Source organism: Cellulomonas pasadenensis, assembly GCF_047229365.1.
In the GTDB taxonomy this organism is placed as follows: domain Bacteria; phylum Actinomycetota; class Actinomycetes; order Actinomycetales; family Cellulomonadaceae; genus Cellulomonas.
In genome coordinates this window covers 17,700-34,695 of record NZ_JBFTEP010000027.1, presented here as the reverse complement: position 1 = coordinate 34,695, position 16,996 = coordinate 17,700, and the positions used below count along the sequence as shown (strand labels likewise).

Annotated in this window: 17 protein-coding genes; 16 read left to right on the top strand and 1 reads right to left on the bottom strand. The window is 75.0% G+C overall.

Features of this window, described 5'->3' with window-relative positions:
* The first annotated feature begins 118 nt into the window (after nt 1–118).
* The 16 genes from AB6N23_RS06075 to AB6N23_RS06000 all read left to right on the top strand — a co-directional run bounded on the left by AB6N23_RS06075 (nt 119) and on the right by AB6N23_RS06000 (nt 13,733).
* Complete coding sequence (locus AB6N23_RS06075) at nt 119–1,231, top strand: glycosyltransferase family 4 protein (protein ID WP_412865199.1); 1,113 nt, start codon at nt 119–121, stop codon at nt 1,229–1,231.
* Nucleotides 1,228–1,707 carry a Cg1360 family ATP-synthase-associated protein gene (locus AB6N23_RS06070; protein ID WP_412865198.1) on the top strand — a complete coding sequence of 160 codons (480 nt, stop codon included), beginning with the start codon at nt 1,228–1,230 and terminating at the stop codon, nt 1,705–1,707. Before AB6N23_RS06075 ends, AB6N23_RS06070 begins: the two co-directional genes overlap by 4 nt.
* 172 nt (nt 1,708–1,879) lie before the next feature.
* A complete protein-coding gene (gene atpB / locus AB6N23_RS06065) occupies nt 1,880–2,665 on the top strand; it encodes a F0F1 ATP synthase subunit A (protein WP_412865197.1) in 786 nt (261 codons plus the stop codon).
* 103 nt (nt 2,666–2,768) lie between these two features.
* The gene (atpE, locus tag AB6N23_RS06060; protein ID WP_043598826.1) at nt 2,769–2,999 is read left to right on the top strand and encodes an ATP synthase F0 subunit C; all 231 of its coding nucleotides are present in this window, start codon (nt 2,769–2,771) and stop codon (nt 2,997–2,999) included.
* Nucleotides 2,996–3,577, top strand: a complete 582-nt coding sequence (locus AB6N23_RS06055; RefSeq protein WP_412865196.1) for a F0F1 ATP synthase subunit B — start codon at nt 2,996–2,998, stop codon at nt 3,575–3,577. The genes atpE and AB6N23_RS06055 overlap by 4 nt, the downstream gene beginning before the upstream one ends.
* On the top strand, nt 3,577–4,389 hold the full coding sequence (locus AB6N23_RS06050; protein ID WP_412865195.1) for a F0F1 ATP synthase subunit delta: 813 nt from the start codon (nt 3,577–3,579) through the stop codon (nt 4,387–4,389). The genes AB6N23_RS06055 and AB6N23_RS06050 overlap by 1 nt, the downstream gene beginning before the upstream one ends.
* A gap of 69 nt (nt 4,390–4,458) precedes the next feature.
* Nucleotides 4,459–6,087 (top strand): F0F1 ATP synthase subunit alpha, encoded by a 1,629-nt coding sequence (atpA, locus tag AB6N23_RS06045; protein ID WP_378203673.1) that lies wholly within the window; start codon nt 4,459–4,461, stop codon nt 6,085–6,087.
* A 2-nt stretch (nt 6,088–6,089) separates the two neighbouring features.
* Complete coding sequence (locus tag AB6N23_RS06040; RefSeq protein ID WP_412865194.1) at nt 6,090–6,986, top strand: F0F1 ATP synthase subunit gamma; 897 nt, start codon at nt 6,090–6,092, stop codon at nt 6,984–6,986.
* A 79-nt stretch (nt 6,987–7,065) separates the two neighbouring features.
* Nucleotides 7,066–8,547: a F0F1 ATP synthase subunit beta gene (gene atpD, locus AB6N23_RS06035; protein ID WP_412865193.1), complete on the top strand. Its 1,482-nt coding sequence runs from the start codon at nt 7,066–7,068 to the stop codon at nt 8,545–8,547.
* A 45-nt stretch (nt 8,548–8,592) separates the two neighbouring features.
* Nucleotides 8,593–8,877 carry a F0F1 ATP synthase subunit epsilon gene (locus AB6N23_RS06030; RefSeq protein ID WP_412865192.1) on the top strand — a complete coding sequence of 95 codons (285 nt, stop codon included), beginning with the start codon at nt 8,593–8,595 and terminating at the stop codon, nt 8,875–8,877.
* Nucleotides 8,878–8,899: 22 nt separating this feature from the next.
* Complete coding sequence (locus AB6N23_RS06025) at nt 8,900–9,334, top strand: DUF2550 family protein (protein ID WP_412865191.1); 435 nt, start codon at nt 8,900–8,902, stop codon at nt 9,332–9,334.
* 63 nt (nt 9,335–9,397) lie between these two features.
* Nucleotides 9,398–10,093 carry an endonuclease NucS gene (nucS, locus tag AB6N23_RS06020; RefSeq protein ID WP_378203661.1) on the top strand — a complete coding sequence of 232 codons (696 nt, stop codon included), beginning with the start codon at nt 9,398–9,400 and terminating at the stop codon, nt 10,091–10,093.
* A gap of 97 nt (nt 10,094–10,190) precedes the next feature.
* Nucleotides 10,191–10,868: a TetR/AcrR family transcriptional regulator gene (locus AB6N23_RS06015; protein ID WP_412865190.1), complete on the top strand. Its 678-nt coding sequence runs from the start codon at nt 10,191–10,193 to the stop codon at nt 10,866–10,868.
* On the top strand, nt 10,865–11,845 hold the full coding sequence (locus tag AB6N23_RS06010; RefSeq protein ID WP_412865189.1) for a YndJ family transporter: 981 nt from the start codon (nt 10,865–10,867) through the stop codon (nt 11,843–11,845). The genes AB6N23_RS06015 and AB6N23_RS06010 overlap by 4 nt, the downstream gene beginning before the upstream one ends.
* Before the next feature lie 5 nt (nt 11,846–11,850).
* Entirely contained in the window at nt 11,851–12,441 is a 591-nt protein-coding gene (locus AB6N23_RS06005; RefSeq protein ID WP_412865188.1) for a DUF1990 domain-containing protein, read from the top strand.
* Nucleotides 12,438–13,733, top strand: a complete 1,296-nt coding sequence (locus AB6N23_RS06000; RefSeq protein WP_412865187.1) for an N-acetylglucosamine-6-phosphate deacetylase — start codon at nt 12,438–12,440, stop codon at nt 13,731–13,733. The genes AB6N23_RS06005 and AB6N23_RS06000 overlap by 4 nt, the downstream gene beginning before the upstream one ends.
* Nucleotides 13,734–13,740: 7 nt before the next feature.
* Here AB6N23_RS06000 and AB6N23_RS05995 read toward each other — a convergent pair whose 3' ends face one another.
* Nucleotides 13,741–16,656 (bottom strand): glycoside hydrolase family 3 C-terminal domain-containing protein, encoded by a 2,916-nt coding sequence (locus tag AB6N23_RS05995; protein ID WP_412865186.1) that lies wholly within the window; start codon nt 16,654–16,656, stop codon nt 13,741–13,743.
* Between the last annotated feature and the right edge of the window lie 340 nt (nt 16,657–16,996).

Here is a 16,996-nt window from a genome sequence, read left to right as displayed (position 1 = left end):
GCGCGGCCGGCCCGGACGCCGGCCCCGACGCCGCCGGCCCCGACGCCGCCGACGCCCCTGGCCCCGGCACCGAGCCGCAGGACGGCGGCCACGCCGACACCCCGGAGGCCCCGGCCCGGTGAGGGTGTACTCGCTCGTCCTGCTGATCGCGGCGGTCGTCACGTACCTGCTGACGCCGCTGGCCCGGTGGTGCGCCCTGCGGTGGGGCGCCATCACGGCCGTCCGCGACCGCGACGTGCACGCCATCCCGACGCCCCGGCTCGGGGGCATGGCGATGTTCGGCGGGCTGCTGGTCGCGTTCCTCATGGCCAGCCGGCTGCCGTTCCTGTCCGGCCTGTTCGACAACCCGCGGCCCATCATCGGCATCGTCGGCGGCGCGGCGCTCGTGTGCGCGCTCGGCGTCGCCGACGACATCTGGGACCTCGACTGGCTGACGAAGCTCATGGGGCAGGTGCTCGCCGCGGGCTTCCTCGCGTGGCAGGGCGTCCTGCTGTACCAGCTGCCGATCGCCGGCGTGCTCGTGGGCTCACCCCGTACGTGGGTGTTCGTCACGGTCGTGTCCGTCGTCGTCGCGATGAACGCCGTGAACTTCGTCGACGGGCTCGACGGCCTGGCGGCGGGCGTGCTCGCCATCGGGGGAGCGGCGTTCTTCCTGTACGCGTACCTGCTCACGCGCGGCACCAGCCAGGGCGACTACTCGAGCCTCGCGACGCTCGTGCTGGCGGTGCTCGTCGGCATCTGCGTGGGCTTCCTGCCGCACAACGCCTATCCCGCCCGGATCTTCATGGGCGACTCCGGCTCGATGCTGCTGGGCTACGTGATGGCCGCGGCGGCGATCGTCGTGACCGGCCAGATCGACCCGCTCGCCGTGTCCGACCGCGTCTCGTTCCCCGCGTTCGTGCCGATCGTGCTGCCGCTGGCGGTCCTCGTGCTGCCGCTGCTCGACATGTCGCTCGCCATCCTGCGCCGCCTCGTGCAGGGCAAGAGCCCCTTCCACCCCGACCGCCTGCACCTGCACCACCGCCTGCTCGCGCTGGGGCACTCCCACCGCCGGGCCGTGGCGATCATGTACGTGTGGACCGCCGTGCTGGCGTTCGGCGTCGCGGCGCTGGCGGTCTGGTCGACGACGACCGTGGTCGTCGCGACGGGCGTCGGCGTCGTCGTCGCCACCCTGCTCACCCTCGGCCCGCTGCGCGGGCGCACCCCGACCCCCGTGGAGGCATCCCCGTGACGACCGACCCGACCGGACCCGTCGAGCCGGCCGACCGTCCCGCCGCGCCCGCGCGGACGCAGGAGGCGACGCGCGCCGTGTTCCGGCGCGCGCTGCGCGACACCCTGCTGCTCCTCGGCGCCCTCGCCGTCGTCGGCGTGGGCGTCGGCGCCCTCGTCGCCGGCGTGCCCGGCGTGTGGGGCGCGCTGATCGCCGTGGGCCTGGCGCTCGTCTTCTCGGGCACGACCGTCGTGGCGATGCTGCGCACGCTGGACTCGTCCCCGAACACGATGGCGGCCGTCGTCATGGGCACCTGGCTCGCGAAGGTGCTCGTGGTGATCGTCGTGCTCGCGCTCGTGCGCGACCTCGACTTCTACTCGCGGGGTGTGCTCGCGGGGGTGCTGGCGCTCGGCGTGATCGGCTCCGCGGTGCTCGACCTCCGGGCCGTCAACGGGGGACGGGTGCCCTACGTCGAGCCCGGCGCGGCCGGGCGCTGAGGCGTCACCCGGGCGGGTGGACGAAGCGCCCGGAACGGCGTCCTGAACCGCCCGGACGATGGGTTAGGCTTCACTCCATCCACGACGGCCAGGTGTCACCGGTGTGCCCGCGACGAGGCGGCACCGTGCATCACGACCACAGGAGACCGCTCTGTCCAGCATCGCGACGACCGTGCCGCTCGCCGCGGAAGAGGGCGGCTTCCACGCCCCCACCATCGCGGACTTCTTCCCGCACCCGTTCCTCTTCGAGGGGACGTTCGCGGAGTTCAACCGCATGCAGCTCGTCCGCATCATCGCGGCGGTCGTGCTCGTGGTCCTCATGGTCGTGGCCGCGCGCCGCGCGAAGCTCGTGCCGAGCCGCGGTCAGAACGTCGCGGAGCTCCTGCTGGACTTCGTGCGCGTCAACGTGGCCGAGGACATCATCGGCAAGGAGAAGGCGCACAAGTACGTCGCCCTCCTGACGACGATCTTCTTCGCGATCCTCGCGTTCAACATCACCGGCATCGTCCCCGGTCTGAACATCGCCGGGACGTCGCTCATCGGCCTGCCGGTCATGCTCGCGCTGTGGGTGTACGTCATGTACCTCGGCGCCGGCATCCGCCACCACGGCCTGGGCGGGTTCCTCAAGACGAGCCTGTTCCCCCCGGGTGTGCCGAAGCCGCTCTACGTGCTGCTGGCGCCGGTCGAGTTCCTCACGGTCTTCGTCCTGCGGCCCGCCACGCTGGCGCTGCGACTCATGGCGAACATGGTCGCCGGGCACCTGATGCTGGTGCTCTGCTTCTCCGCCACGGACTTCTTCGTCCGCTCGATGTCGGGCATGACCGTCTTCGCGGTCCCCAGCCTGCTCGGCGGGTTCGCCATCACGCTGTTCGAGGTCTTCGTCGCCGCGCTCCAGGCGTACATCTTCGTGGTCCTCACCGCCGTCTACATCAGCCTGTCCATCGCGGACGAGCACTGACACCACCGACCACCGCCGGGCTCGCGCCCGGCGGTCCCACGAGCCCCCGGCCGACCGGCCGGGGACCCAACGGAAGGAACGAGCCACCGTGGCAGACACCAGCATGATCCTCGCCGCCGCCGACGCCGTCTCCGGGAACATCGCGACCGTCGGCTACGGCCTCGCGGTGCTCGGCCCGGGTATCGGTCTGGGCATCCTCATCGGCAAGACCGTCGAGGGCATCGCGCGCCAGCCCGAGGTCGCCGGCCAGCTCCGCACCACCATGTTCATCGGTATCGGCTTCGTCGAGGTCCTCGGCCTCCTCGGCCTCATCACCGGCTTCCTCTTCCAGTGAGCACGGCCGCGTTCGCGGCCGTCGTGACGGCCGCCGAGGGAGAGGCCCCGGAGGGCATCCAGCTGCTGCTGCCCGCCGGGTACGACATCCTGTGGTCGATCGTCGTGCTCGTGGGCATCGCGGTGCCGTTCTACCGGTACGTCCTGCCGAAGTTCCAGGCCGTGCTGGACGAGCGCACCCGTCGCATCGAGGGCGGCATCGCCCAGGCGGAGACCGCGCAGGCCGAGGCGGCCGCGGCGCTGGCGGAGAACCAGCAGCTGCTGGCCGACGCCCGTGCCGAGGCGGCGCGCATCCGCGAGGAGGCGCGTGCCGAGGGCGGTCAGATCAAGGCCGAGGCCCGCACGCAGGCGCAGGAGGAGGCCGCGCGCATCCTCGAGAACGCGCAGCGCCAGATCGACGCCGAGCGCCAGCAGGCCGCGGTCTCGCTGCGTGCCGACGTCGGCGAGCTCGCGACGCAGCTCGCGTCGAAGATCGTCGGCGAGTCGCTCGAGGACGAGGCACGCCGCTCGCGCGTCGTCGACCGGTTCCTCGACGACCTCGAGGCGAGCACGGCCACGAGCGCAGGCAAGGGGAGCTGATGCGCGGGACGAGCAGGGCCGCGCTGCAGGCGGCCGAGGACCGGTTCGCGCCGGTCCTGCGGGCCGCCGGCACGCAGGCCCGCACCCTCGGCGAGGAGCTCTTCGCTCTTGTCGACGCCCTCGACGCCTCGGGGTCGCTGCGACGCACCCTGGCGGACCCGTCGAACGGCGCGGACGCGCGGTCGGCCCTCGCCGGCCGGCTGCTCGGCGGCGCGGACGCCCGGACGGTGGAGATCGTCCAGGCGCTCGTGCGCTCGCGCTGGTCGGCCGACGACGACCTCACCGAGGCCGTGGAGCGGCTCGGGTTCCTCGCGGTGCTGCACTCCGCGGAGGCGGAGGGCGCCCTCGCCACGGTCGAGGAGGAGCTGTTCACGGTCGTGCGGGCCCTCGCGGGTCAGCGCGACCTGCGCCGGAGCCTGCTCGACCCGGCCTACCCCGCGCAGGCGCGCGGGCAGCTGGCCGAGGGTCTGCTCGGCGGCGGCGGCACCCCGGTGACGCGCACGATCGTCCGACGTGCGGCCGTGGCGCCGCGCGGCCGGCAGTTCGTCGTCACGCTGCAGCACGTCGGCGACCTCGTCGCCGAGATGCGCAACCGGCAGGTGGCCACCGTCGTGACCGCCGCGCCGCTGTCCGTGGGGCAGCGCGAGCGGCTGACCGACCTCGTGGGACGTGCCCTGGGCCGCGCGGTCCAGCTCAACGTCGTCGTCGACCCGCACGTCGTCGGCGGCCTGCGCGTGCAGGCGGGTCCCGACGTCATCGACGCGACCGTCCTCGCCCGACTCGCCGACGCCCGCCGGCAGCTGGCCGGCTGACACCCACGCCGGAGCACCGGCCCACGACACACCGCACGCCCGCCGCGTGCGTCAGATGAGGAGAACGTCATGGCAGAGCTGACGATCCGGCCGGAGGACATCCGCGCCGCGCTGGACAGCTTCGTGAAGTCGTACGAGCCGACGGGTGCCGCGACCGAGGAGGTCGGGCGCGTGTCGTTCGCCGCCGACGGCATCGCCCGCGTCGAGGGCCTGCCCGGTGCGATGGCCAACGAGCTGCTGAAGTTCGAGGACGGCACGCTCGGCCTGGCGCTCAACCTCGACGTGCGCGAGATCGGCGTCGTCGTGCTCGGTGAGTTCACGGGCATCGAGGAGGGCCAGGAGGTCCGCCGCACGGGTGAGGTCCTGTCGGTCGCCGTCGGCGACGGCTACCTCGGCCGCGTCGTCGACCCGCTGGGCGCGCCGATCGACGGGCTCGGTGCCATCGAGACCGAGGGCCGCCGCGCCCTCGAGCTCCAGGCGCCCGGCGTCATGGCCCGCAAGTCGGTCCACGAGCCGCTGCAGACCGGCATCAAGGCCATCGACTCGATGATCCCGATCGGCCGCGGCCAGCGTCAGCTGGTCATCGGCGACCGCCAGACCGGCAAGACGGCGATCGCGATCGACACGATCATCAACCAGAAGGCCAACTGGGAGTCGGGCGACCCGACCAAGCAGGTGCGCTGCATCTACGTCGCGATCGGGCAGAAGGGCTCGACGATCGCCTCGGTGCGCAGCGCCCTCGAGGAGGCCGGCGCGCTCGAGTACACGACGATCGTCGCGGCCCCCGCGTCCGACCCGGCCGGCTTCAAGTACCTGGCGCCCTACACCGGCTCCGCCATCGGCCAGCACTGGATGTACGGCGGCAAGCACGTCCTCATCGTCTTCGACGACCTGTCGAAGCAGGCCGAGGCGTACCGCGCCGTGTCGCTGCTGCTGCGCCGCCCGCCGGGCCGCGAGGCGTACCCCGGCGACGTCTTCTACCTGCACTCCCGCCTGCTCGAGCGCTGCGCCAAGCTCTCCGACGAGCTCGGCGGCGGCTCGATGACGGGTCTGCCGTTCATCGAGACGAAGGCCAACGACGTCTCGGCGTACATCCCGACGAACGTCATCTCCATCACCGACGGGCAGATCTTCCTGCAGTCCGACCTGTTCAACGCCGACCAGCGCCCCGCGGTCGACGTCGGCATCTCGGTGTCCCGCGTCGGCGGCGCCGCGCAGGTCAAGGCGATGAAGTCGGTCTCCGGCACGCTCAAGCTGGACCTCGCGCAGTACCGCTCGCTCGAGGCGTTCGCGATGTTCGCGTCCGACCTCGACGCGGCGTCGCGCGCCCAGCTGACCCGTGGCGCCCGCCTCATGGAGCTGCTCAAGCAGGGCCAGTACCAGCCGTTCCCGGTCGAGGACCAGGTGGCGTCGATCTGGGCCGGCACCAAGGGCAAGCTCGACGACGTGCCGGTGCAGGACGTGCGCCGGTTCGAGGCCGAGATGCTCGAGCACCTGCGCCGCAACTCGGACGTCCTGACGACGATCGCGTCGACGGGCAAGCTCGACGACGCGACGGTCGACGCCCTGTCGGCCGCGATCGACGAGTTCCGGCTCGGCTTCCTGACCGCCGACGGCTCGCCGCTGGTCGGCGAGGCGGAGGACGACGCGGACGTGGACGTCGAGCAGGAGCAGATCGTCCGCCAGAAGCGAGGCTGAGCGTGGCAGGTACGCAGCGGGTCTACAAGGCGCGGATCCGGAGCACCCAGTCGCTCAAGAAGATGTTCCGCGCCCAGGAGCTCATCGCGGCCTCGCGCATCGGCAAGGCGCGCGACCGGGTGGCCATGGCGACGCCGTACTCGCGCGCGATCACGCGCGCGGTGTCGGCCGTCGCCACCCACTCGGACGTGTCGCACCCGTTCCTCGTCCAGCGCGAGGACACCAAGCGCGTCGCGGTGCTGCTGATCGCGTCGGACCGCGGCATGGCGGGCGCCTACTCGGCGAGCGTCATCCGTGAGACGGAGCGGCTCATCCAGCGGCTCGAGGGGGAGGGCAAGCAGGTCGCCCTGTACGTCTCCGGCCGTCGGGCGGTGGCCTACTACACGTTCCGCCAGCGTGAGCTGGCGGGGCAGTGGTCGGGCTTCTCGGACGCGCCGACGCCCGAGGTCGCCGACGAGATCGCGGACACGCTGCTGGACGCGTTCCAGGCGGAGCCGGGGGACGGCGGCGTGGGCGAGGTGCACCTCGTCTTCACGCGGTTCGTCAACATGGTCACGCAGCGCCCGACCGTCGTCCGGATGCTGCCGCTCGAGGTCGTCGAGGGCGTCGCGCCCGCCGGTGAGCACGACGCGCTGCCGCTCTACGAGTTCGAGCCCAGCCCGGAGGAGGTGCTGGACGCGCTGCTGCCGCGGTACGTCCGCACCCGCATCTACGCGAACCTCCTCCAGGCGGCGGCCTCCGAGCTCGCGGCGCGCCAGCGCGCGATGCACACCGCGACGGACAACGCCGAGGACCTCATCCGCACCTACACGCGACTGGCCAACCAGGCGCGTCAGGGCGAGATCACGCAGGAGATCAGCGAGATCGTCTCCGGCGCCGACGCGCTCGCGTCGGCCTGAGCGACCGCCGACCCCACCCGACCGCACACCGATTCCATCCGGGCGACGGACCCGTCCGGACGAGCGAAGCGAGGCAGACATGACCGCCACCACCGTCGACGCGACGGCCGCGAACGCCGGCACGCCCGGCGTCGGCCGGGTCGCGCGGGTCATCGGGCCCGTCGTGGACATCGAGTTCCCGCCGGACCAGATCCCCGACATCTACAACGCCCTCCAGGTCGAGATCGACCTGTCGACCCAGGGTGAGGGCGAGGGCACCTTCACCATGACGCTCGAGGTCGAGCAGCACCTGGGCGACTCGCTCGTGCGTGCGATCGCCCTCAAGCCGACCGACGGCCTCGTCCGCGGCGCCACGGTGCGCGACACCGGCGCGCCGATCTCGGTGCCGGTCGGCGACGTCACCAAGGGCAAGGTCTTCAACGTCATCGGCGAGGTGCTCAACCTCGCGGAGGGCGAGAAGCTCGAGATCACCGAGCGCTGGCCGATCCACCGCAAGCCCCCGGCCTTCGACCAGCTCGAGTCGAAGACGCAGATGTTCGAGACGGGCATCAAGGTCATCGACCTGCTCACGCCGTACGTGCTCGGCGGCAAGATCGGTCTCTTCGGCGGTGCGGGCGTCGGCAAGACGGTCCTCATCCAGGAGATGATCCAGCGCGTCGCGCAGAACCACGGCGGCGTGTCCGTGTTCGCCGGCGTCGGCGAGCGCACGCGTGAGGGCAACGACCTCATCGTCGAGATGGAGGAGGCGGGCGTCTTCGACAAGACGGCACTCGTCTTCGGCCAGATGGACGAGCCGCCGGGCACCCGTCTGCGCGTCGCGCTGTCCGCCCTGACGATGGCGGAGTACTTCCGCGACGTGCAGAAGCAGGACGTGCTGCTCTTCATCGACAACATCTTCCGGTTCACGCAGGCCGGGTCCGAGGTGTCGACGCTGCTCGGCCGCATGCCCTCCGCGGTGGGCTACCAGCCGAACCTCGCCGACGAGATGGGCCTCCTCCAGGAGCGCATCACCTCGACGCGCGGTCACTCGATCACGTCGCTGCAGGCGATCTACGTGCCCGCCGACGACTACACCGACCCGGCGCCGGCGACGACCTTCGCGCACCTCGACGCGACGACCGAGCTCTCGCGCGAGATCGCGTCGCGCGGGCTCTACCCCGCCGTGGACCCGCTGGCGTCGTCGAGCCGCATCCTCGACCCGCGGTACGTCGGTCAGGCGCACTACGACGTCGCGACGCGCGTGAAGTCGATCCTGCAGCGCAACAAGGAGCTCCAGGACATCATCGCGATCCTCGGCGTCGACGAGCTGTCGGAGGAGGACAAGACGGTCGTGGCGCGTGCGCGCCGCATCCAGCAGTTCCTCTCGCAGAACACCTACATGGCCGAGAAGTTCACGGGCGTGGTCGGCTCGACCGTGCCGGTGAGCGAGACGGTGGAGGCGTTCGGCAAGATCGCCGACGGCGAGTTCGACCACATCGCCGAGCAGGCCTTCTTCAACATCGGTGGCCTCGAGGACCTCGAGCGCAACTGGGCCCGTATCCAGAAGGAGTACGGCGTCTGACGCCTGCGGGCGGCAGGACGACGTACTCACGCTGAAGGGAGCACGGTGGCACAGCTCGAGGTGGACCTCGTGGCGGCGGACGGCAAGGTCTGGTCCGGCACGGCACGGCAGGTCTCGGCCCCCGCGGCCGACGGCGACATCGGCATCCTCGCCGGGCACACGCCGATCCTGTCGGTGCTGCGCGCGGGCCAGGTGCGGGTCGTCCCCGCCGACGGCGGCGCGCCGCTGCAGTGGCACGTCGACGGCGGGTTCCTCTCCGTCGACGCCGACCAGGTGACGGTGGTCGTCGACGCGGTGACCGAGGGGTCCGCCGCGGCGGCGGCCCACTGACGACGGACGCGGGGAGGGCGGCGTGAGCGGTGCGGCATGGGCCGTCGTCGTGGGCGCCGCCCTCCTGCTCGTCCTGGGAGCCGTGCTGTGGGGCTCCCGCACGGCGGCGCTCGGCCGGCGGGTCGGCTCGTTCGCGTGCGCGCTGGCGGACGACCCGGCCGGTCCGTGGTCGCGCGGCGTCGCCCAGTACGGCGCGACGCGTCTGTACTGGTGGCGGCGCGCGTCGTTGCTGCCGCGGCCGGCCCGCGTGTGGACGCGCGCCGGCATCGCCGTCCTCGAGCGTGAGGTGCTCGCCGCGGACGGCGTGCCGACCGGCGTCGTCGTGGCGCGGTGCCGTGTGACGGCCGAGCGGCACGGGACGGCCGGCGAGGTGCACCTGCGCATGTCGTCCGAGGCCTATGCCGGGTTCACCTCGTGGATCGAGGCGACGCCCTCCCGGGTCGGCACGGTCATCTGACCCGCGGCGCGGGACGCCTTCCGCCGCCACCCCCGACCGACCCGAAGGACGAGTGAGCCCGCCATGCGCCTGGTCGTCGCCGACTGCGCCGCCCGTTACACCGGCCGCCTGTCGGCCCACCTGCCCCGCGCGACGCGCCTGCTGGTGGTGAAGGCCGACGGCTCGGTGCTGCTGCACTCCGACGGCGGCTCGTACAAGCCGCTCAACTGGATGAGCCCGCCGTGCGCCATGGCCGTCACCGAGCCCGACGCCGAGCAGGCGGCCGCCGGCGTCACGCAGGTGTGGACCGTGCAGCACACCAAGTCCGACGACCGCCTGGTCGTCGAGCTCTACGGCGTCGACCACGACTCGACGCACGAGCTCGGCGTCGACCCGGGCCTCGTGAAGGACGGCGTCGAGGCGCATCTGCAGGAGCTCCTCGCCGCGCAGATCGCGCTGCTCGGCAGCGGGCACGTGCTCGTGCGCCGGGAGTACCCCACCGCGATCGGCCCGGTCGACATCCTCGCGAAGGCGCCCGACGGCGGCACCGTGGCCGTCGAGATCAAGCGGCGCGGCGACATCGACGGCGTCGAGCAGCTCACCCGCTACCTCGACCTGCTGAACCGCGACCCGCTGCTCGCGCCCGTCCGCGGCGTGTTCGCGGCGCAGGAGATCAAGCCGCAGGCGCGCGTGCTCGCCACCGACCGCGGGATCGGCTGCCTCGTCCTCGACTACGACGCGATGCGCGGGGTCGACGACGTGGACTCGCGGCTCTTCTGACCGGGCGCGGGCCGACGGCTCGCGCGTCGCCGCACCACGGACCTGTCGTCGCGCGTTGCTCTTGAACGCGTTCAGTTGAACGTGTTCAACTATGTGCATGACGCGCCGCACCGCGAGCGAGACCAGAGAGCTGATCCGCGCGACGGCGCTGCGCCTGTTCGCGGAGCGCGGCTACGACGCCACCACCATGCGCCTCGTCGCCCAGGAGGCGGGCGTCGCCGTCGGCAACGCGTACCACCACGTGGCGTCCAAGGACGTGCTCGTGCAGGAGCTCTACCTCGAGGTCAACCGCACCCACGTGGCGGTCGCCCGCGAGCGGCTGCAGCCGGGCGACCTGGGGGAGCGGCTGCGCACGACGTGGCACGCCGCGCTCGACGTCTTCGCACCGTTCCACCGGTTCGGTGCCGAGTCGATCGGCGCGGCCGTGCGCCCGGGGTCGCCCGCCAGCCCCTTCTCGCCCGCGTCCGCGCCCAGCGCGGAGCTCGCCCGCGGCCTGCTGGCGGACGTCGTCGACGGCGCCACGCCGCGCGTGCCGGCCGACCTGCGCGACGACCTCGTCGCGGCGCTGTGGCTCGCGCACCTCGGGGTCACGGCGGCCTGGGTGCACGACCCCACGCCCGACGCGCGGCGCACGCGGGAGCTCGTGGACGCGGCGGCGCCGCTGGTGTCGCGGCTCGTCCGCCTGGCGCGGCTGCCCGTCGCGCACGGCGTCGCGGGCGACGTGCTCGCGCTCGTCGGCCGGTGGGCGCCGCACCCGTCCGGCGGTGCGGCGTGAGCGCGGGGAACGGGCTCACGCCCGCGGCGCTGGCGGGCGTCCAGGCGGCCGTCGCGCTGGGGGCCGCGGTCGTGCTGCCGCTCGGCCTGCGGCTGCTCGCGGACGCCGGCCTCGCGCGCGTGCCCGCCCCGCGGTCGTGGGCCTGGCCCGTCGCCGGGGTCCTCGCTGCGGTGGCGCTCCTGCTGCCGCGCGGCCCGGTGGCCGTCGCGGCGGCCGTCCCGTTCGCCGTCGCGGGCGTCGTGCTGCTCGGCGTCGCCGCGCGTGCGCTGCTCGACGCGGTGCCGGCGGCCCGGTCGGCGCCCGGACGGGCGGTCGTGCCCGGACGCCTGGCGGCCGCGGTCGCGCCCGGCACCGTCGCGGTCGGCGCGCTCGCCCTCGTGGCGGACCGGGCGGGGTGGGGCGTGCTGGGCTTCGACGGCGACCTCCTGCTGCTGACGGTGCCGCACATGCTGTTCGCCGGCTTCGGTGCCTGCCTCGCCGCCGGGCTCGCGGCCGCGGCCGAGGGCGTGCTGCCGTCGCGGCTGGCGCGCGCGGGCGCCGTGGGCGTCGCCGGCGGTGTGCTGGCCGTGCTCGGCGGGTACCTCGTGTCGGACGTCGCCGAGCTGGTCGGCACGGTCGTCCTGACCGGCGGCCTGTGGTGCGCGACGGCGGCCGCGTGGCGGGTCGCGAGGTCCGGGGCGGTGACGTCCGCCGCGCGCCGGACCGGCGGTGCGACCGGCCTCGCGGTCCTGGCGGCGGGCGGGTCCGTCGTGGCGATGCTCCTGGCGCTGTGGTGGGCGGTCGGCGAGGTGACGGACGTGCCCCACCCCGACCTGTCGTGGATGGTCGCGACGCACGGTGCGCTCAACGCGGTGGCCGTCGTCCTGGCGTCGCTCGTGGGGCTGCGGGTGCGCGGCGCACCGGCGCGCGCGAGGCTCGCGGCCGAGGGCCTGTCTCCCGACGCCGTGTCCACCGACCCGACGACCCACGGAGGCTGAGCACCATGCCCGACGCCACGGACGACGACGCGCTGACCTACGCCCCGGTGGGGGTCACCCGCCTGCGTGCGCGCGACGGCGACGCCTGGCGGCACGCGGGCGTCGACGCCGCGTACCGCGTGCTGGCGGTCCGGCACCGCCTGGTCCGCGGCGGCACCGAGGCGGACCGCGCCGCGCTGGCCGACGACGTGCGGTCGTGGCGGCTGCACCGGTCCGCGGGCGTGGGCATCGAGGCGGACGGCCCGGCCGCGGCGGGGGCCCACGTCGTCTCGGTGCTCGGCGCCGGACCCGTCGCGATGCGCGGGCCGTGCCGCGTGCTCTGGGCGGACGCCGAGGGGTTCGGGTACGGCTCGCTCGCCGGGCACCCGGTCGCGGGGGAGGAGGCGTTCCGGGTGACGCGCGACGCGGCCGGTGACGTCTGGCTGGAGGTGGAGGCGTACAGCCGGCCGGTGCTGGTCTGGGCGCGGCTCGCCGGGCCGCTCGTCCCGCTGGCGCAGCGGGCGTACGTGGCGAACCTCGCGCGTGCGGCGCGGGCGCTGCACCGTCGGCGCGCACGCGGACGCGGCGCGGGCGCCGGTGGCACGATGCCCGGGTGAGCGGTCCCCGTCCCGACCCTGCCCCTGCCGTCCCCACGTCGCCGGACGCCCTCGGCGCCGTCCCGCGCGCGCTGCGCGGCCGCGTCGTCACACCCGCCGGCGTGCTCGAGGACGGCGTGGTCGTCGTCGACGGCGACCGGATCGTGTGGGTCGGACCGGCGCACGACGCGCCCGACGCCCCGCCCGCCGCGCCGCCGGACCGGGTGCGGACGCTGCTGCCGGGCCTCGTCGACCTGCACTGCCACGGCGGGGGCGGCGCCGGGTTCCCCGACGCGCTCGACGCCGCGGACGTCCGCCGCGCGGCCGACGAGCACCTGCGCCACGGCACGACGTCGCTCGTCGCGTCGCTCGTGACGGCGCCGCGTGACGTCCTGCTGGCGCGGACCGCGCTGCTCGCGGACGCCGCGGACGCCGGTGCCCTCGCGGGCATCCACCTCGAGGGGCCGTTCCTCTCGGCGGCCCGGTGCGGCGCGCAGAACCCCGGCGACATGGTGCCGGGCGACCCGGGGCTGGTGCGGGAGGTGGCCGCGGCGGCGCGCGGCCACCTCGTGACGATGACCGTCGCCCCCGAGGTCCCGGGGGTCGCGGACGGTGCCGCGACCGACGACGCCGTCCGCGCGCTCGTCGCCGCCGGCGCCGTGCCGTCCGTGGGGCACACCGACGCGTCGGCCGAGGTCACGGGCGCGGCGGTCGACCGGGTGTTCGACCTGCTCGCGACGGCGCCGGGCGCCCGGTCGGGCCGCCCCACCGCCACGCACCTCTTCAACGGCATGCGTCCGCTGCACCACCGCGACCCCGGGCCGGTGGCGGCGTGCCTCGCCGCGGCGGCCGCCGGACGCCTCGTCGTGGAGCTCGTCGCGGACGGCACGCACCTCGCCCCCGCCACGGTCCGCACGGTGCTGGAGCTCGTGGGCCCGGACGCGGTGGCGCTCGTGACGGACGCGATGGCGGCGGCCGGGATGCCCGACGGCGACTACCGCCTGGGCCCGCTCGCGGTCCGCGTCGTCGACGGCGTCGCGCGGACGGTCGGGCCGGACGGCGCGCCGGGAGCCATCGCGGGCGGCGTCGCGCACCTGCTCGACGTGGTGCGGCACGTGGTCGGGGCCGGGGTGCCGCTCGCGGACGCGGTGCGCAGCGCGGCGACGACGCCGGCGGCGGTGCTCGGCCGTGCGGACGTCGGCGCGCTCGTCGCCGGGCGCCGCGCGGACCTGCTCGTCACGACGGACGACCTGCGGCCGGTGGCGGTGGCCCGCGCCGGCCGCTGGGTCGCCGGCGCGCCGGCGGAGGTCTGACCCGGCGTCAGTCCAGCCGCACCGCCGCCAGCCGCGCGGGGCCGTCGAGCTCGACGCGCAGGTCGACCACGTCGGCGGACGGCGCGGCGAACGGCGCCGTGACCGTCGCCCAGTCGTACCGGCCGCCGCCCTCCGGCACGTCGACGCGGGCGAGCAGCCGGCCCGTGACCTCGTCGCGGACCGTGACCGACGCCGCACCCGGCCGCGTGCGGGCGACCTCGGCGGCGACCGTGGTCGCCCCGGCCGTCGCGCACGTGCGCAGGACCACGTGCCCGCGGCCGCGGCCGCGCGGCACCTGCACGGCGTCGCCGGCGTCGCGCGTCCGGTCGGTCAGGACGAGCCCGGTGCGCGCGTCGGCGTCCGCGGCGCGCACCGCCCGCCCCACGAGCACGCGCGGCGGCACGGCCGGCCCCGTCACCTCGACGCTCGTCCGCAGCGGCAGCGTGGTGGCCGACGGGCCGACCCCGAGCACGTAGGTGCCGGGCTCGACCACCCACCGGTCCCGCGTGACGTCCCACGTCGCGAGCTCGCGCACCGGCACGCGCAGCACGACGTCGGCCGACGCACCGGGCCGCAGGGCGACGCGCGCGTGCGCGAGCAGCCGGCGGGGGAAGGCCAGGCGGTGCTCGGGCGCCTCCACGTGCACCTGCACGAGCTCGTGCGCGGTGCGGGGGCCGTCGTTCGCCACGGTGACGCGCACCTCGACGGCCGGCTCACCGACCGCCGGCGCACCGCCGGGCCCGCGGGCCGGGTCGAGACCGGTGACGTCGTGCGCGGCGGGGGACGCGGCCGCGGCGACGTACCGCACGGCCCCGTACGTGAGCCCGTGCCCGAGCCCGTACCGCGGCGGCGCCGGGCTCCACCAGTCGGTCGTGCGCGCGCCGACGACGTCGTACTCGAGCAGGTCACCGGCCTGCGCGGCGTCGGCGGGCCACCACTGCGCGAGGCGGCCGGTCGGCTCGACGTCGCCGACGAGCACGTCGGTGAGCCCGGGGCCGAGCTCCTGCCCGCCGTGCGACGTCCACACGACGGCGGACGCGGCGTCCGTCTCGGGCGGCAGCACGTAGGGGTACGACGACACCACGAGGAGGACGGTGCGCGGGTTCGCGCCGGCCGCCGCGCGCCACAGCGCCCGCTGCGCCGCCGGCAGGTCGAGGTCGGGCCGGTCCTCGGTCTCGCGGCCGTGCAGGTGCGGGTCGTTGCCGGCGGTGACGACGACGACGTCGGCGTCCGCGGCGACGCGGGCGACCTCCGACGCGCCCGACCGCACGACGCGCACGGCGAACCGCTCGGCGGTACCCGGGCCCTGCGCCTCGGCGACGAGCGTCCCGGCCTCGTCGTGCTGCACGCGCACCCAGCGCCCGGACCCGACGTGCTGCAGCGACCACGTCCCGTCGTCGTGGCGGTGCGCGCGAAAGGACTCCTGCGCGACCCAGCCGCCGACCCGCGTGGCGTCGGCGCGCAGCACCCACCCGGCGCCGCTCCACAGCCGGTCGGCCTCGACGCCGCGCAGCGTGAGCAGCCCGTGGCCCCAGTCGACGACGTCGACGAGCGTCCCGTCGCCCCCGTCACCGTCCGCGACGAGGGTGCCGTCCGGGAGCGGGCGGACGTCCCCGCCGGTCGTGGCGCTCGTGAGCACCACGCGGTCGGCGCCGTCCGCCACGGCGACGCGGTCGGCCCCGAGCCGGTCGGCCAGCGCCGTGCCGAGCCCCGTGAGGTACGGCGGCGTGCCCGAGTACCAGTCGTGCAGCACGCGGTCGGCGTGCGGGCCGACGACGGCGACGCGGGCGCCGGGCACGAGCGGCAGCACGCCGTCGTTCTCCAGCACCACGACGGACCGGGCGACGGACTCGCGGGCCAGCGCCCGGTGCGCGGGCAGGTCGATCGCGTCGGGTCCGACGACCCACGGGTCCCGGTCGGGGTCGAGCTCGCCGGTGCGGATCCGCAGCTCGAGCTGGCGCAGCACCGCGCGGTCGACGTCGGCCTCGTCGAGCAGGCCGGCGTCGAGCGCGGCGGTGACGCGCTGGACGGTGGGACGCGCGTCGGCGTCGTTGTCGGTGAAGGAGTCGACGCCCGCGCGCACCATCGCGGCGTGCGACGCGACGTGGTCGTCGAAGTACCGCTCGAAGGTCACGAGGTTGCCGGGTGCGGCGGCGTCGGAGACGACGAGCAGGGGCAGGTCGGTCCAGGACCGCAGCTCGTCGAGCAGCTCGCGCGCGACGTGGTTCGGCCGCCCGTTCACGAGGTTGTACGACGGCATGACGGCGCCGACGACGCCCGCCTCGACGGGGCCGCGGAACGCGGGGAGCTCGTGCTCGCGCAGCACGCGCGGCGGCAGCCCGGAGCTCGTCACGGCCCGGTCGGTCTCGTTGTTGTAGGCGAGGAAGTGCTTGAGCGTCGGGACGGTCCGCCAGTACACGGGGTGGTCGCCGCGCAGGCCGCGCGCGTACGCGCCCGCGAGCCACGCGGTGACGTGGGGGTCGCTCGAGAACCCCTCCTCGTTGCGGCCCCACGCCGGGTGGCGCAGCGGGTTGACGACGGGCGCCCACACGTTGAGCGACACCGTCGGGTCGGCCGCGTGCTTGGCCCGCAGCTCGGTGCCGACGACGGCGCCGACGCGCTCGACGAGGTCGGCGTCCCACGTGGCCGCGAGCCCGACGGGCTGCGGGAAGCAGGTCGCGCGCCCGAGCCACGCGACGCCGTGCAGCACCTCGGCGCCGGTGCGGAACGCGGCGAGGCCGACGCGGTCGACGGCCGGCGCGTGCTGGTGGAGCAGCGCGACCTTCTCCTCCCGCGTCAGCGCCGCGAGCAGGGCGCGGGCCCGCTCGGCGACGGGACGGTCGGCGTCGCGCCACGCGTGGTCGGCGGCGCCGGTGGCCGTGGGGTCGTCGGTGCGGTCTGCCGTGCGGACGTCGTCGGCCACGTCGCTCCCAGCTGCGTCGTCGGGTGGGTGGGTCGGGCGGTGGCCCGGAGGTCGCCCCGCGCGCTCGGCGTCGGGGACGGGAAGCGCTTCACGGTCGAACCGTTTCGACGCGCTCGTGCGCGACGCAGGGCCGCGGTACACGCCGCGATCGGTCATCGTGGTGCATAACTCCATCGCTGACAACTCCCCGACGTGTCTTGCCTCACGCCGCCGACGTGACCTAGATTGCCGCACGTCGAACCGCTTCGACGGTGCAGTCGCCCCACGCGTCGGCACCGCAGGCGTGCGGGGGCGGTCGGCACGTCGCGGCTGTCGGTCACCGAGGACCGGCCCGCGGCGG